Here is a 16,180-nt window from a genome sequence, read left to right as displayed (position 1 = left end):
CGCGCAGCAGATCGCGCGGGCGCTGCTTCACCCGGTGAGGTTGACGTTCATCGCGTGAACGGGGTAGAGGAGGGCTCAGGCGCTGGGTCGGATGTCATGCCGCGGCGGCCAGACTGCGCGTCCCGTCGAATTGTCCACGAAACCCAGACGAACAGGTTAGTCCCACGTGTGCGGCATATTCGGCCTCATCGCCAAGAACGGGCTCGTTGATGCTGATCAAGTCGATCGACTGACCGATCTGGTCGCGCACCGCGGACCGGATGGGCGCGGGGTGAGGGTCAATGGCAATGTCGGGTTGGGACACCGGCGCCTCGCCATCATCGATCTGACCGAAGACGGCGCGCAGCCGATGCGCGACAGGCTGCTTCCGATCTGGATCACTTACAACGGTGAAATCTACAACTACCTCGAGCTCCGCGCGGAACTCGAGGCGCTCGGACATGTCTTCCACACCGCTTCGGACACCGAGGTCCTGCTGGCCGGCTATGTCCACTGGGGCGAAAACTGCCTCGATCGCTTAAACGGCATGTGGTCGTTTGCAATCCATGACGAGCGCGACAATACGCTGTTCTGCGCGCGTGATCGCTTCGGTGTGAAGCCATTCTACTATGCCGACACGGCGACGCAGTTCGCGTTCGGTTCTGAGATTCGCCAGTTGCTGCCGTTGATCGGGCGCTCCGTGGCCGACGACGATCTTGTCAGGGATTTTCTCGTCTGCGGCCTCAGCGACCATACCAACCGCACCTTCTTCAAGGGCATCGAGAAGCTCGCCCCCGGACACAAGATGCGCGTCGATGTCGCAACCGGCCGGATCAGGACCGAGCGCTATTATTCGCTGGCGCCTCGCCCGGACGTGGCTGACGGGCAGGATGCAGCCAGATTGCTGCGAGAGCTGCTCGACGACGCAACGCGTCTGCGCTTGCGGTCGGACGTTCGCGTCGGAACCTGCCTGTCGGGAGGCTTGGACAGTTCGAGCGTCGCGACGCTGGCGGCACGGCGCTATGCGACGACCTCCAACGATCGCTTCTTTGCCATCACCGCAGTCAGCGAGCAGGCCGCCAACAACGAGGAAGCCTACGCGGCCGAAATCGTGGCAAGTGCCGAGCTGAACTGGCTGCGCACCAAGCCGGGCTACGAGGATTTCGCGTCGACGGCGGAAACCCTGCTCGAGGTTCAGGAGGAGCCATTCGGAGGTCCCTCGATCATGATGCAGTATGAGGTGATGAAGACGGCGCGCGCGAACGGCGTGATTGTGCTTCTCGATGGTCAGGGCGGCGATGAAACGCTGCTCGGATATCATCGCTATTATGCGGCCTGGCTCCGCGACCACTTTCATCGCTCGGGCGTGCGCGGATTTTTCTCCGCCTTCGGCGCGGCCAGGAAGGCGGGCGTTTCAGCCAGCCGCCTGTTGATGTACTTGTTCGGCGCCAGCCTGGCGGGATTGCGAGCCGGCGTCTACCGTTGGCGATACGCGTTCCTGAAGAGTCCAGCCCTGCCGGAGTCGCTTCGCCGTTTTGCGCGAAACACCAACGATGCACGGGAGATGCAGGTTCTGGAGATCACGGAAACCAACCTGCCGATGCTGCTGCGCTTCGAGGACAAGAATTCGATGCGGTTCGGCATCGAAACACGGTTGCCATTCCTCGACTACCGCTTTGTCGAATTTTCACTGGGCTTGCCGACCAGGACCAAGATCAATCACGGCTGGACAAAATGGCCGCTCCGCGCAGCCATGCAGGATGTTCTTCCGGCCAACATCTGCTGGCGCAAGGACAAGATCGGCTTTGCGGCTCCCGATCAGCTCTGGCTCAACCGACACTCGCCGGTGATGTATGACAAGGTGATCAGCAGCACGCTGCTGGCCCGCTACGTCGACATGGCTGCAGTGAAGAGGAAATTCCACCGGCTCGACCTCGGAATGCGCTGGCGGCTCTATTGCGTGGCGCTCTGGGGCGAACGCTTCCGGGTTGGAGCCCCATGAAGATCTGTATGCTGTCGAGTGTCCATTCGGCCAACGACATTCGAATTGTTGAGAAGGAAGCGCGAAGCCTGTCCGAGGCAGGTCACGAGGTGACCGTCGTGGCGCGGCCGCCGCGCCCAGGCGACATCGGACGCATCGCGTTCAAACTGATCGAGCAGCCCTCGGTCGCGCGCTGGAAGCGTCCGTGGGTCGCGGGGAGGGCGGCAATTGCACTTGCCCGCGTATCCGGCGCCGATGTCGTGCAATTCCACGATCCGGAACTGATCCCGTTCGCGCTCCTGCTCAAGAGCCGGCGCTGCAAGGTGGTCTATGACGTTCACGAGGACGTGCCGTCGGACATCCATTCCAAGCGATGGATTTGGCCCTGGATGCGGCCTCTCGTGGCGCGCGCGATGGAACTGGTGGAGCGGAGCGCCGCGCGGCGCTTTGATGCGATCGTGGCTGCGACACCGGCGATAGCGGATCGCTTTCACAGCTATGGCGCTGATGTCACGCTGGTCAGGAACACGGTGCGGCTCGACGAATTCATCGAGCCGACGCCGACCACAAAACGGCAGCGCCAGGCCGTTTATGTCGGCCGCATGAGTTTCGATCGCGGGCTGGTCGAAATGGTGGAAGCATGTGCCGCGGTGCGTCTGCCGCTCGTGCTCGCGGGAACCATCGGCCGCGAAGAACAAGCCTGGCTTGAGCAATCATCCGCCGACGTGTCATACAGGGGCAGGCTGGGACGTGGTGAGATCGCGACGCTGCTGAACGAAAGTCTCATCGGACTCAACCTGCTATTGCCCGAACCGAATTATTTGCTCTCACTTCCAACCAAGCTTTTTGAATATATGGCCGCTGGGCTACCTGTCATTTCGAGTGATTTGCCGAAATCCAAGGAGATCGTCGAGGCGGCGGGCTGCGGCATCGTCGTGTCGCTCAGGGATCGCGCGGCGCTGCTCGACAGCCTGTCCAGGCTCGCGGACGACCCTCAAATGGCGATCGGATTGGGGCTGGCGGGACGGGCGGCGGTTGCCGGGAATTTCAATTGGCAGCACGACGCGGCGGAACTCAACGACCTCTACCGGCGATTCGCTTCGCCCGGGGCGGCGTCATGAACATCTGGCTGGTGCATCCCTTTGCCGGCGGACCCAGCCTGGGGCGCCACTATCGTCCGTTCTGGCTGGCAGACGCCTGGGGGAAGATGGGGCACCGGGTGGTGGTGGTCAGCGCCGCTTTCCATCATCTGCACAGGCAGCCGCGCGTTCCGGGGCCGCAGCGGATCAACGACATCGACTTCTGGTTTCTCGATACGCCGCGCTATGGCAGCGGCAGCCTCGGGCGGCTCCGCAACAATTTGAGCTTTGGACGGGCCTTCGGCTCGGCCGCGTCTGCAATTGCCGCACAGTTCGGCAAACCGGATCTGATGATCGCGTCGAGCCCGCATCTGTTCTTCATCTCAGCGGCGCATCAGGTCGCGCGGTGTTTCGATGCCAGGTTCTGGCTGGAGGTCCGCGACCTCTGGCCGGAGAGCATCATCGCGCTCGGAATGACCCCGGCATGGCATCCGCTGATGAAGGTGCTCGGCTGGAAGGAGCGCTCGGCGTATCGCGCGGCAGATCGCGTGATCTGTCTGCTGGCCGGAGCGGAACCCCATATGCGGGCACGTGGCTTGCCGGCCGGCAGGTTCCTGTGGATCCCGAACGGGGTCTCCGACGGCGAGATCCAGAGCGCGCTGACGATCGACAATCTTCGCCACCCCCTGACCGATCGTATCAATCTGCTGAAGCAGCAGGGCAGGCGCGTGGTGCTTTACGCCGGCGGCATGGGTCCTCCGAATGCCGTGGAGGCCATTCTCGATGTGGCTGCCATCCTCGGCAAATCGAACTCCGAGATTCGTTTCGTGATGATCGGTTCAGGGACCTCGCGAGCCGCGCTCGAGCAGCGGGCGGCCGCGCTTGGCAATGTGGAGTTTCACGATGAAGTCGACCGGTCGGTCGTTCACGGCATGCTGCACGCTTCCGATTGCGCGGTCGTCGCCTTCCACAAGAACGCGCTCTATCACCATGGCATCAGTCCCAACAAGCTGTTCGACTACTGCCTGTTCGCGCCGCGCAGCGTCATTGCCTGCGAAGAGCGGGCGCTGGCCGGGCTCGAGGATCTGGTGACCGCGCGATGCGCACCTGAAGATGCTGATGCGCTTGCGGCATCGCTGCGTGCCGCCCTCGACGATCCGGCGCGTCCGCGCGGCGATCGTGTCGCTGCCGCGCAGCGATACAGCTATTCGACGCTCGCGGCGCAGTATCTGGCCGAGCCTCGTGATCCGGCCTGACGTGTGGCCATTGCGACACAGGCTCGCGAGATAAATTCTTTTATAATCAGATAGTTGCGATGTTCATGGCGTGAACGAATTCGCTTGACGTTCATCGTGTGAACGCGCTATCAGCCTCTCCAGTGGGGATAGGCGTGATGGCAGGCACTCTACCGACGGATGAGAATGACAGCGACCGGCTCGTGCTCGGGCTGCTCACCTCTCTTGAGGCGGATGGCGCGCAATCGCAGCGGCACATTGCAGCCGAACTGGGCGTCGCGCTTGGCCTGGTCAACGCTTACCTGAAGCGGGCGATCAAGAAGGGCTTCGTCAAGGTCGGGTCGGCGCCCGCGCGGCGATATGCCTACTATCTCACGCCGCAGGGCTTCTCCGAGAAATCGCGGCTGACCGTTCAATTCCTGTCCGACTCCTTTTCGCTCTTCCGCAAGGCGAAGGATGAATATGGCAAGCTGTTTGAACGCGCGCAGGCGCGGGGCTTCAGGCGCGTTGTGCTTGCCGGACAATCGGACCTTTGCGAAATCGCGATCCTGTGCGCGGTCGACGGGCCGATCTCGGTCCTTGCGATCGTTGACCCCGATGCAACCGCGTCCCGGTTCATCGGAGTCAAGGTGGTTTCCTCTTATGCGTTGGTGGATGAGCCGTTTGATGCGGTCGTCGTGACCCACTTGACCGGCGCGCGACATGTATTCGACCAGGCGGTCAGCAAGTTCGGGGTGGAGAAAGTGCTCGCTCCGGACCTGCTGGGCTTGCGTCCAAAGCAGCCGGAGGGGGCGTGATGGCGATGCAGCCCGATTCGCGCTGGTACGTCGTGCAGACACAGGTCAATGCCGAAGCCAAGGCGGCGGCGGGCCTCGTGCGGCAGGGATTCTCCACCTACCTTCCCCGCTATCAGAGGCGCCGCAGCCATGCGCGGAAGGTGGAGCTGGTGCCGCGGCCGCTATTCCCGCGCTATCTCTTTGTCGCAATCGATGTTGCGGCCCAGCGCTGGCGCGCCATTCAATCGACGCTCGGTGTTTCGCATCTCGTGTGCGTGGGCGACCGGCCGGCCGCGGTGGAAAGTGGCGTCATCGACACGCTGAAATCGCGCGAGGACGAAGCCGGATTTATCCAACTCGTACGCAGGCCGGCTTTCTCGCCCGGTGACACCGTGCGAATTGTCCAGGGTGCATTCGTCGATAGTCTTGCGCTCGTCGAAGATGCCAGCGATCACCATCGCGTGGCTGTTCTTTTGAACCTGCTGGGCCGTAAGGTTCGCGTTCTTGTCGGGGCGGATCTGATCGCCGCGGCTTGAGTGCGTCCGCTGCCTGGCGGACGTGATGGATATATTTTGGCTTGGGTGTGACGCTCGATTCACCCCGAGTGCGGTAGCTTGCCTGAAGCAAACAGCTTGCCTAAACAGAGCAGAAAGTTCGAAGAGAGGAATTTCATGACGATCTACGCGCTGATCGGTGCTGCCGGCTACATCGCGCCACGGCACATGCGGGCGATGGCCGATACCGGCGGGAAGCTCGCGGTGGCCTACGATCCCAACGACTCCGTGGGAATCATGGACAGCCATTTTCCGGATGCCGAGTTCTTTACGGAATTTGAGCTGTTTGATCGCCACGTCGGTACGTTGCAGCGCGACGGCAAGAAGCTCGACTACATGACGATCTGCTCGCCGAACTACCTTCACGACGCGCACTGCCGATTTGCGCTTCGCTCCGGGGTGGATGCCATCTGCGAAAAGCCGCTGGTGCTCAATCCCGGCGACATCGACGGACTGGCGGCCATTGAGCGCGATACCGGCCGGCGCATCTCCACTATTCTGCAATTGCGCCTGCATCCGGCGATTATCGCGCTTCGCGATCGCTTCGCCAATTCGAAGAAGCGCCACAAGGTGGAGCTTACCTACATCACATCGCGCGGGCGCTGGTATCACACCTCCTGGAAGGGCGCCGAGGAAAGGTCCGGCGGCGTGGCCACCAATATCGGGGTGCATTTCTTCGACATGCTGAGCTTCGTGTTCGGCCCCGCCAGCCGCAACGAGGCGCACCTGCGCGAGCCGGAGAGGGCTGCAGGCTCGCTGGAGTGCGAGCGCGCTGACGTGAGCTGGTTCCTGTCGCTGGACCGCAACGACCTGCCGGAGAGCGTGAAGGGCAAGAAGACGACCTTTCGCTCCATCACCGTCGACGGTGAAGAGGTCGAGTTCTCCGAAGGATTCACCGATCTCCATACCAGGAGCTACGAGGAGATCGTCGCCGGCCGCGGCTTCCGTCTGGACGAGGTCCGCCCCTCGATCGATATCGTTTCCACGTTCCGCGCGGCGCCGCTCGTTCGAAGTAATGGCGTTCATGCCTTTGCCCAGAAGGCGATGCACAAATGAGCGAGATGCGCGAGGATCCGCGCTTCCCCGGCGTGTTGATCCATCAATCGAGCTACGTCGACGACGGTGCCGTGCTTGGACGCGGCACCAAGGTCTGGCACTTCTGCCATATTCTGTCGCGCACGGTGATCGGCGAGAATTGCTCGATCGGCCAGAACGTGATGATCGGCCCAAACGTGAGGATCGGAAACGGCTGCAAGATCCAGAACAACGTCTCGATCTATGACGGCGTCGAGCTTGCGGACGACGTGTTTTGCGGTCCGAGCTGCGTCTTCACGAACGTCAACAATCCGCGCGCCGACGTTTCCAGGAAGGATGAGTTTCGCAAGACGCCGATCGGACGCGGGGTGAGCATCGGTGCCAATGCGACCATCGTCTGCGGGCATTCGTTGGGCGAATACTGCTTCATCGGGGCCGGTTCGGTGATCACGAAGGATGTCCCTGCGTTTGCATTGATGGCAGGAAATCCCGCAAGAAGGATCGGCTGGATGAGCAGGGCTGGCGAGCGGCTCGATAACGATCTGAAGTGTCCGCGGTCCGGCGAAGCTTACGTTGAAATTGATGGTCGATGCCTTCTCAAAGAGAAGCACTAGGCTGGCGTTTTTTTCCAAACCAACTTCAGTTAACCCAGATGATCCCAGTCACCCATCCGGTTTCTCCGCTCACCGCGGTCGACGCGCCCAATCTTCGGCGTCTTGAGTTTCTGCTGCTTTGCGATTTCATGCCAGGCAGCGCCTCCACGATCATTGACCACGTCATGGGTCTGAAGGAGTTCTCCAGGCACTCGATCCAGATCTTCAACTCACGGGGCGACGTCTCCAATCTGCTCGAGCTCGACCGATTTGACGGTGTCATCATCCACTATTCTCTCGTCGCCTGCATGGACACCTATATCGGCCCGAATCTGCGGGCCGCCATTTGCAGGTTCAAGGGGCTGAAGGCCGCCTTCATCCAGGACGAGTATCGCTGGATCAACGACACGATGGCCGCGTTCCGGCAACTCGGCGTCCATATCCTGTTCAGCGTCGTCCCGCAGGAGATCATGGACGACTACTATCCGCAGGATCGGCTGCCGAATGTCGTCCGGGAAACCGTGCTCACCGGCTACGTTCCGGGCGAATTGCTCGACCGGACGGTGCCGCGTCTCGAGGATCGATCCATCGATGTCGGTTACCGTGCGAGAAAGGTTCCCGACTGGTTGGGAAGCTTTGCCCAGGAGAAGTGGCTGATTTCCGGTCGGTTTGAGGCGGATGCCGCCCAGTACGGACTGACCTGCGACATGTCCACACGCGAGGAAGACCGCATCTACGGCGAGAACTGGATCAAGTTCCTTGCCAACTGCAAGGCCGTCCTTGGCACCGAAAGTGGCGCCAGCGTTTGCGACTTCACCGGCGAGATTCAGCGCAACGTGGATCAACATCTGGCCCGCGATCCGTCGGCGAGCTTTGAAACGCTGCGTGATCTGTATTTCAAGGATGAGGACAATCGAGTCGTTCTCGCCGTCATCTCGCCGAGATGCTTCGAGGCGGCCGCGCTGCAAACATTGATGATCCTGTACGAGGGCACCTATTCCGGAAGGCTTGAGCCCTGGCGGCACTATGTGCCGCTGAAAAAGGATCATTCCAACATGGCCGAGGTCATGGAGGTGCTGCGCGATCCCGTGCGGGCGCAGGAGATTGTCGATCGGGCCTATCGTGAGGTTGCGCTCAATCCCGACAACAGCTTCGAGGCAATGGTCCGGCAGGTCGATCGCGCTATCGACCGTCGATATCACCCTGAAATGGCGGCAACGAAACGGTGCTATGCCGAAGGCGAGCTTGTCGCATTGGTCGCGCGCGAAAAGCGCCGTACGCGGCGACGGGAGCTGATGCAGAAAGTGATGCGGAAGGCGAAGCAGACGGTGCGCCACCGTCTGGTCGTCATCGCGAAGGTGGTTGCAGCGAATGGGGTCATCCATGTGGCGCGTTTGACGCCGGGTCCACTCCGTCGTTGGGCGAAACGGATCGTTTTGAGGCACACGAGAATTCGTCGGCTGATCGGGATTGATGCGTGACAGTTGCAGTCTCACGCTGCCGGATGCAGGGTTAATCTTCGATCGTGCGCATCCTTATCCTGCACGAACTTGACGATCTTGGCTCGGCGCGGCGTACGTCGATCAATCACGCGTTCGCACTCGTCAAATATGCTCCTGAGCACGAATACACACTGCATAGCGCACGCCAGCCCGTCACCGCCCGTCTTCGCGAACAGGCCTTCGACGCGATCATTCTCGACACCACGTTTCTGTGCTGGAGATGGGCGAGGCCGAAATCGCTGTGGCTGGATCGGCTCCTCGATGGCTACGATTTCATCGCGAAGTCGGATGCCGTCAAGGTGGCGCTGCCCCAGGACGAGTACGACCACGCCGAAATACTCGACAACTGGCTTTCGGACTGGAAGGTCGATCTCATCTATTCCGTCTGCTACGACCATCATGCGGAGTTCTATCCTCGCGCGGGGAAGCATGCCCGGGTGCTCGAGGCGCTGACGGGATATGTTGACGACGCCGACATCGGCCTGATGCAGCGCTTTGCCGTCCCGTTCAAGGACAGGGAGATCGACGTCGGTTACAGGGCCAGGGCGCTGCCCGCCTATTTCGGAAGAATTGGCCAGGTGAAGACCGAATTGGGCGATCGCTTCCGCTCCAGCATGGCGGATCGCCGGCTGAAGCTGGATATCTCGACGCAGGCGCGCGACGCCCTCGTTGGCGACGCCTGGCTCCAGTTTCTGGGCAACAGCAAGTTCACCCTGGGCTGCGAGAGCGGAAGTTCGCTGCTGGACGCCAGGGGGGAGATCAGGGAGTGCGTCGAGCGGCAGCTGCAGCGCAGCCCAGCGGCCAGCTTTGAGGAATTGGAGCAGACCTGCTTTCCAGGTCAGGATATGAAGAACGTCTATACCGCCGCTGGTCCGCGTCTGTTCGAGGCGGCGATTGCGCGGTCCTGTCAGATACTGACGCCCGGCAATTACGCCGGTGCCCTGAAGGCGGGTGAGCACTACATCGCGCTCGCGCCGGATTGCTCGAATGTCGAAGACGTCTATGAGCAGATGCAGGACGAGGACGCCAATATGGCGCGGATCGAGGCCTGTTACCGTGCCTTGGTCGAGGATCCGAAGTTCCGCTATAGGAATTTCGTGGCAGGTCTGCTAGCGGAAGTTCGTGATGCGGCGGTCAGGAAGGGCCGACGACTCCCTGATTGCGGTACCTCAACCGGTACGGTAACAGACGAGCTTGCCTTACGGGAATCGTTTACCCGCGCCGTTCTTCGCGCGCATCAGCATCACATCGAGGATGTGAAGGAAATCAGGTTGCTACCCAATTTCCTTCACGCAGTTGTCGTTACGCTTGTCCGCCAGATGCTGTCACTCGCGCGTAGAATTCGCGGATAGCTTTAGTGTCTTTGCAGCGATCTTGAATATCGAGGTTCTCTGAATTCATGTGTGGCATTGCAGGATTTGCATCTCTGTCCGGTCATCCCGTCGCAAGGCGCGTCGCGTCGCTCAACGCGATGAGCAGCTTGATTGCGCATCGCGGGCCCGATGGTTCAGGGCAATGGAGCGACGACGCCGGAAGCGTCGGGCTGGTCCACCGTCGGCTTGCGATCATTGATTTGACGCCTGCCGGCGCCCAGCCCATGAAGGGGGCGAACGGCACCGTGATTTCCTACAACGGGGAAATCTACAACTTCGTCGAACTTCGCGAACAGCTTTCGGACGGCTGGACGTTCCAGTCCCATTCGGACACGGAGGTGATCCTCGCCGCCTACGCCAAATGGGGCGAGCGCTGCGTCGATCATCTGCGCGGGATGTTCGCCTTTGCGATCTGGGACGAGAGAAACAAGAAGCTGTTTGCTGCTCGCGATCGGTTCGGGATCAAGCCGTTCTACTATACGGTGCAACAGGGGGTCTTCTACTTCGCATCCGAAGCCAAGGCCCTGCTGCCGTTCTTGAGCGACATCGAAACCGACGCCGATGCGCTGAGCGAGTATCTCACGTTTCAGTACACGATCGGCAAGAAGACCCTGTTCAAGGGGATATCAGCCCTGCTGCCCGGCCATCTGCTTCGGCTCGCGGGCGGCGACGTCATGACGTCCCGGTACTGGGACGTGCAGTACGATGTCGATTTCGATCGCAGTCCCGCCTATTTCGAGCGGCGCTTCACCGAACTGCTGTCGGACTCGATGCAGGTGCATCTGCGCTCCGACGTTCCGGTCGGCGGCTACGTGTCGGGCGGTCTCGACTCCAGCCTCGTTGCGCTGATGGCTTCCAAACTGGACCACCGCAGCCGGGACGCATTCCACGGCCGCTTTCTCGAATTTCCAGGCTATGACGAGAGCGGCTACGCCAAGACGGTGACCGATCTGGCTGATATGTCGCTCCACATGGTCGACATCACGGCCGCCGACTTCCGCAACAGCATCGGCGACGTGATCTACCATCTGGACTTCCCGGTCGCCGGACCGGGGTCGTTTCCGCAATACATGGTGTCCGCGCTCGCGGCGAAGAACGTCAAGGTCGTGCTCGGCGGGCAGGGCGGCGACGAGCTGCTCGGCGGCTATGCGCGGTATCTGGTCGCCTATTTCGAGCAATGCATCAAGGCGGCGATCGACGGCACCTACCAGAGTGGTCACTACGTGGTCACGATCGAGTCGATCGTGCCCAATCTCGGTCTGCTGCGCGAATACAAGCCGATGATCAAGGAGTTCTGGCGCGATGGCCTGTTCGCGGATCTTGATCGCCGGTACTTCCGCCTGGTCGATCGTTCGACCGACATGGTCGGTGAGGTCGATTGGGGCGCGCTGAACAAGGAGGGGGTGTTCGAGTCCTTCCGCGCGATCTTCAACAACCAGGACAATGTGCGGAAGGAAGCCTATTTCGACAAGATGACCCACTTCGACTTCAAGTGCCTGTTGCCGGCGCTGCTTCACGTCGAGGACCGCATGAGCATGGCGCACGGCCTGGAGAGCCGCGTGCCGTTGCTGGATCATCCCCTTGTGGAGTTTCTCGCTACCGTGCCGGCCGACGTGAAGTTCATGGGCGGGCAGATGAAGCAGCTCATGAAGACGGCTTATCGCGACACCCTGCCGAAGGCACTGCTGCAGCGGCGCGACAAGATGGGTTTCCCGGTGCCGCTGAAGGAATGGTTCGACGGCGAGCTCAAGGACTTTGTCCTTGATATCTTTGGTGAACAGCGTTCGAAGCATCGCCCGTTCTTCAACAGCGATGTCGTGCTCTCCAGCTTTGGCGAGCAATCCCGCTTCTCCCGAAAGACGTGGGGTCTTCTCAGTCTGGAACTCTGGCACCAACGGTTTCATGACCGGGCGGCCGAGTTCCGCGCGATGGTCAGTGCTTAAACTTCTCAATCTGGATGGTGGCTATGAAGATATTTGTAACCGGCGGAGCCGGGCAAGTCGGATCAACGGTTATCGATATGCTGCTGTCGCGCGGTGATACGGTGGTTGCGATCGACAATTATGCGACCGGCAGAGCCGACAACCTCACCGAGCACGCCAATCTGACCCTGGTCGAGGACACGATTGCGAATGCTGCGGTGGTCGATCAGCTGTTCTCCGACTTCCGGCCTGAGGTCGTGATCCATACCGCGGCGTCCTACAAGGATCCGGAGGACTGGAGCAGCGATGCATTGGTGAACGCGGTCGGCACCGCCAACATCGCGAAGGCCTGCAAGACCTTCGGCGTATCCCGTCTGATCTACTTCCAGACGGCTCTCTGCTACGGCACCAAGCCGCTGCAGTCGCCGATCCCGCTTGACCATCCCATCAACCCGGTCAATTCCAGCTACGCCATCTCGAAGACGGCCGGCGAGCACTACGTGCAGTTCTCCGGGGTCGAATGGGTGACGTTCCGCCTTGCCAACGTGATCGGGCCGCGAAACGTGTCCGGGCCGCTGCCGATCTTCTACGGGCGGCTGGCCAAGGGACAGAAGTGCTTCGTCACCCCGGCGCGCCGCGACTTCTGCTACGCGGGTGATCTTGCGCGCGTCGTCGTCAAGGCCTCCGATGGTGTTGGCCGCGGCACCTATCACTTCTCTTCGGGCAAGGATGTCGCCATCAAGGAGCTCTACGATTCCGTGGTGCGGGCGATGAAGATCAATGATTACCCGGAGCCGGAAGTGAAGCCGCTCGGCCCGGACGATGCGCCTTCGATCCTCCTCGACCCGTCACGGACGTTCCAGGACTTCGGCGCCGTCGAGTTCACCTCGCTCGACGAGATTGCCCGTCTGTCCGTTGAACGCTGGGAGAGGGAAGGCGTCGTCGGCGGCTACACGCACCTGAAGGAAGCGCGTGCGGAAATCCGCACCTGATCGGAACCACGAGATGCGCATCATCATCACCGGCGGCGCGGGCTGCCTCGGCTCGAACCTGATCGAGCATTGGTTGCCGCAAGGCCACGAGATTCTCGTCATCGACAATTTCGCCACTGGCAAGCGCGAGGTTGTTCCGGCGCTTCCCGGCCTGACCTTGATTGAAGGTTCGATCGCCGATCGGGATCTCGTTGCTTCGGCATTCGAGAAGTTTCGACCGACGCATGTCGTGCATTCGGCGGCTTCCTACAAGGATCCGGCGAACTGGCGCGAAGACATCGCAACCAACGTCGATGGCACCGCGAACGTGATCGACGCGGCGCGGGCCGCCGGCGCGGGCCGCATCCTGAACTTCCAGACCGTGCTGTGTTACGGCCGGCCGGAAAGCACGCCAATCCCGGTCGAGCATCCGCTGCGGCCGTTCACCAGCTATGGCATCTCGAAGGTTGCCGGCGAGCAGTACCTGGCGATGAGCGGTCTACCTTACGTGTCGCTGCGGCTAGCCAACGTGACCGGGCCGCGTCTGGCGATCGGTCCGATCCCGACCTTCTACAAGCGCTTGAAGGCCGGGCAGGGTTGCTTCTGCAGCGACGCGCAGCGCGATTTCCTCGACATGTCCGACTTCCTGGCCGCGGTGGATCTCGCGATGGCCGAGCAGGCGCCGACCGGCGTCTTCAACGTGTCGAGCGGGATCGGTCACTCGATCAAGGAAATCTACGACCTCGTGCGGTCCCACCTCGGACTGCCGGCCGATCCTGATGTGAAGGTGGTGCCGGTCGGTGATGACGACGTGCCGTCCGTCGTTCCCGATCCGAGCAGGACCCGTGCGGTTCTCGGGTGGCAAGCCAAGGTGCCGTTCGATGAGGCCATCCGGCGCCTGCTTGCGTGGTACGACGCCTATGGCGTGAGCGATGTCTATAGTCACCTGGCGGCACCAAAGAGCTGATCATGAAGTCATTTAACGGATCGACCATTCTCGTCGTCGGCGGAGCCGGGTTCGTCGGCTCAAATCTCGTGCGGCTGCTGCTCGAGCAGTCGCCGGCCAAGGTCATTGTCGTCGACAATTTGCTGTCGGCCGATGCCTCGAACGTGCCGCCTGATCCCCGGATCCAGTTCGTGCCGCGTCCGATCACCGAAGACGCCGTGCTGGCCGCGTTGCCGGAAGATCTCGACGTTGCCTTCCATCTTGCGTGCTTCCACGGCAACCAGTCATCGATCGCCGACCCACTGGCGGATCATGACAACAACACGCTGACCAGCCTGAAGCTGTTCGAAAGGCTCAAGGACATCCGCTCGCTGCAAAAGGTGGTGTACGCCGCGGCTGGCTGTGCAGTGGCCGAGAAGACCTTTGACGGCGCCTCGGCGACGACAGAGGACGCTCCGGTCTCGCTGTTTCACGACAGTCCCTATTCGATCTCCAAGCTGATTGGGGAGATGTACGGCAACTACTACTTCACCCGGTACAAGCTGCCCTTCGTGAAGGCGCGGTTCCAGAACGTCTACGGGCCAGGCGAAATACTGGGGGCCGGCCGCTGGCGCGGCACCGTTCACACGGTTTGGCGCAATGTCACCCCGACCTTCATCTGGAAGGCGCTGCATGGCGAAGCTCTTCCGGTCGAGAATGGCGGGATCGCGTCGCGCGACTTCATCTTCGTGGAAGACATGGCGCGGGGACTGATGGCGTGCGCCCTCGGCGGTGAGCCCGGCGAAATCTACAATCTGGCGTCGGGTGTCGAGACCAGCATCCTTGATCTGGCGAAGCGGGTGAATGCGATCGCCGGCAACCAGACCCCGATTGCGCTCACGCCGGCGCGTGATTGGGACCGGTCGGGTCAGCGCTTCGGCGATCCGGGGAAGGCGCGCGAAAAGCTCGGCTTCGTCGCGAGCGTCGCGCATGAGGATGGCCTCAAGCGGACCATCGCGTGGACCCGGGAAAACCGTGACCGCATCCTTGGCTGCATGCGCAATCACGTTGCACATGTGGCCGACGTCGCGAAGTATTCCTGATGTCGATCAAGATCCTCACTGTGGTCGGTGCGCGGCCGCAGTTCATCAAGGCCGCAGCGGTCAGCCGAGCCATTCGCGAAACGGATGGACTGACGGAGGTGATGATTCACACCGGTCAGCATTTCGATGCGAACATGTCCGATCTGTTCTTCGAGGAATTGGCGATCCCGAAGCCGAAACATCATCTGGACATCAATGGCGGCGGTCACGGCGACATGACCGGGCGGATGCTGATGGAAATCGAGCCGATCCTGCTTGCCGAAAAGCCGGACTGGGTCGTCGTCTACGGCGACACCAATTCGACGCTGGCCGGCTCGCTGGCGGCGGCCAAGATTCACATTCCGGTCGCCCATGTCGAAGCCGGGCTGCGTTCCTTCAACCGGCGCATGCCCGAAGAGCTGAACCGGATTGTGACGGATCATCTCTCGACGCTTCACCTCTGTCCTACCGCAACCGCAATCGCGAACCTTGCGGCTGAGGGCGTGGTCAAGGGCGTGCACCACGTCGGCGATGTGATGTACGACGCCACGCTGTTCGCTCTGGAGAAGGCCGAGGTCAGCTCCACGATCCTGAACGAACTGGGGCTGCAACCCGGGCAATACGCGCTTGCCACCGTGCACCGCGCTGAGAACACCGACGATCCGGCGCGGCTCCGCGATGTCGTTCAATTCCTGCTGGAGCAGTCGCGCGGGCGCACCGTGGTCCTGCCGTTGCATCCGCGCACCCGGGGCGCCGCCTCGCGGCTGGGCGTGAGCCTGGAAGGGCTGCGCATCATTGACCCGGTCGGTTATCTCGACATGGCGAAGCTGCTGCACCACGCGACCGAAGTGTACACGGACTCCGGCGGCCTGCAGAAGGAAGCCTACTTTCATCGCGTGCCGTGCGTGACGTTGCGCGACGAAACGGAGTGGACCGAGACGGTCGCAAACGGCTGGAACCGGCTCTGGAAGGGACCGGCACATCTGGCGCGGAACGACATCACCGACTACGGCCAGGGACGGGCAGCTTTCGAGATCGCGGAACTGCTGCGGGACCAGGCCCCATTGCGGGCAGCAAGTTGAGGTCCTTGCCGACGGGCTTGGTGCCCGTGGGCCAGCTGGCGGTTGTCCAGCGTCTCCAACAATCATCCTGACCTTGCCGCGCGCGCGGTCC

14 protein-coding genes are annotated in these 16,180 nt (G+C 61.6%); all 14 read left to right on the top strand.

Annotated features, from left to right (window positions below; all coding sequences use genetic code 11):
• Positions 1-166: 166 nt before the first annotated feature.
• The 14 genes from asnB (K359_RS51915) to wecB all read left to right on the top strand — a co-directional run bounded on the left by asnB (K359_RS51915) (position 167) and on the right by wecB (position 16,089).
• Complete coding sequence (asnB, locus tag K359_RS51915; RefSeq protein WP_051346125.1) at positions 167-1,981, top strand: asparagine synthase (glutamine-hydrolyzing); 1,815 nt, start codon at positions 167-169, stop codon at positions 1,979-1,981.
• Positions 1,978-3,081, top strand: a complete 1,104-nt coding sequence (locus K359_RS0114110; protein ID WP_029079932.1) for a glycosyltransferase family 4 protein — start codon at positions 1,978-1,980, stop codon at positions 3,079-3,081. The genes asnB (K359_RS51915) and K359_RS0114110 overlap by 4 nt, the downstream gene beginning before the upstream one ends.
• The gene (locus K359_RS0114105; protein WP_029079931.1) at positions 3,078-4,295 is read left to right on the top strand and encodes a glycosyltransferase family 4 protein; all 1,218 of its coding nucleotides are present in this window, start codon (positions 3,078-3,080) and stop codon (positions 4,293-4,295) included. The genes K359_RS0114110 and K359_RS0114105 overlap by 4 nt, the downstream gene beginning before the upstream one ends.
• Positions 4,296-4,432: 137 nt before the next feature.
• Positions 4,433-5,071 carry a winged helix-turn-helix transcriptional regulator gene (locus K359_RS0114100; protein ID WP_029079930.1) on the top strand — a complete coding sequence of 213 codons (639 nt, stop codon included), beginning with the start codon at positions 4,433-4,435 and terminating at the stop codon, positions 5,069-5,071.
• Complete coding sequence (locus K359_RS0114095) at positions 5,071-5,586, top strand: transcription termination/antitermination protein NusG (RefSeq protein WP_029079929.1); 516 nt, start codon at positions 5,071-5,073, stop codon at positions 5,584-5,586. The genes K359_RS0114100 and K359_RS0114095 overlap by 1 nt, the downstream gene beginning before the upstream one ends.
• Positions 5,587-5,721: 135 nt before the next feature.
• Positions 5,722-6,660 carry a Gfo/Idh/MocA family oxidoreductase gene (locus K359_RS0114090; protein WP_029079928.1) on the top strand — a complete coding sequence of 313 codons (939 nt, stop codon included), beginning with the start codon at positions 5,722-5,724 and terminating at the stop codon, positions 6,658-6,660.
• Entirely contained in the window at positions 6,657-7,253 is a 597-nt protein-coding gene (locus K359_RS0114085) for an acyltransferase (RefSeq protein WP_084518385.1), read from the top strand. The genes K359_RS0114090 and K359_RS0114085 overlap by 4 nt, the downstream gene beginning before the upstream one ends.
• A complete protein-coding gene (locus K359_RS51910; RefSeq protein ID WP_156928493.1) occupies positions 7,229-8,713 on the top strand; it encodes a hypothetical protein in 1,485 nt (494 codons plus the stop codon). The genes K359_RS0114085 and K359_RS51910 overlap by 25 nt, the downstream gene beginning before the upstream one ends.
• A 44-nt stretch (positions 8,714-8,757) precedes the next feature.
• Positions 8,758-10,086 carry a hypothetical protein gene (locus tag K359_RS0114075; RefSeq protein ID WP_029079926.1) on the top strand — a complete coding sequence of 443 codons (1,329 nt, stop codon included), beginning with the start codon at positions 8,758-8,760 and terminating at the stop codon, positions 10,084-10,086.
• A gap of 47 nt (positions 10,087-10,133) precedes the next feature.
• Positions 10,134-12,050 carry an asparagine synthase (glutamine-hydrolyzing) gene (gene asnB / locus K359_RS0114070; protein WP_029079925.1) on the top strand — a complete coding sequence of 639 codons (1,917 nt, stop codon included), beginning with the start codon at positions 10,134-10,136 and terminating at the stop codon, positions 12,048-12,050.
• Positions 12,051-12,073: 23 nt separating this feature from the next.
• The gene (locus K359_RS0114065) at positions 12,074-13,021 is read left to right on the top strand and encodes an NAD-dependent epimerase/dehydratase family protein (protein WP_029079924.1); all 948 of its coding nucleotides are present in this window, start codon (positions 12,074-12,076) and stop codon (positions 13,019-13,021) included.
• 13 nt (positions 13,022-13,034) lie between these two features.
• A complete protein-coding gene (locus K359_RS0114060) occupies positions 13,035-13,967 on the top strand; it encodes an NAD-dependent epimerase/dehydratase family protein (RefSeq protein WP_029079923.1) in 933 nt (310 codons plus the stop codon).
• Between the two features lie 2 nt (positions 13,968-13,969).
• Entirely contained in the window at positions 13,970-15,028 is a 1,059-nt protein-coding gene (locus K359_RS0114055; protein WP_035976565.1) for an NAD-dependent epimerase/dehydratase family protein, read from the top strand.
• Positions 15,028-16,089: a non-hydrolyzing UDP-N-acetylglucosamine 2-epimerase gene (wecB, locus tag K359_RS0114050; protein WP_029079921.1), complete on the top strand. Its 1,062-nt coding sequence runs from the start codon at positions 15,028-15,030 to the stop codon at positions 16,087-16,089. The genes K359_RS0114055 and wecB overlap by 1 nt, the downstream gene beginning before the upstream one ends.
• The last annotated feature ends 91 nt before the right edge of the window (positions 16,090-16,180 follow it).

It is taken from the genome of Bradyrhizobium sp. th-b2, from assembly GCF_000426785.1.
Classification (GTDB): domain Bacteria; phylum Pseudomonadota; class Alphaproteobacteria; order Rhizobiales; family Xanthobacteraceae; genus Bradyrhizobium; species Bradyrhizobium septentrionale.
The sequence above is the reverse complement of the archived record's forward strand: the minus strand, read 5'-3'. Positions and strand labels throughout refer to the sequence as shown.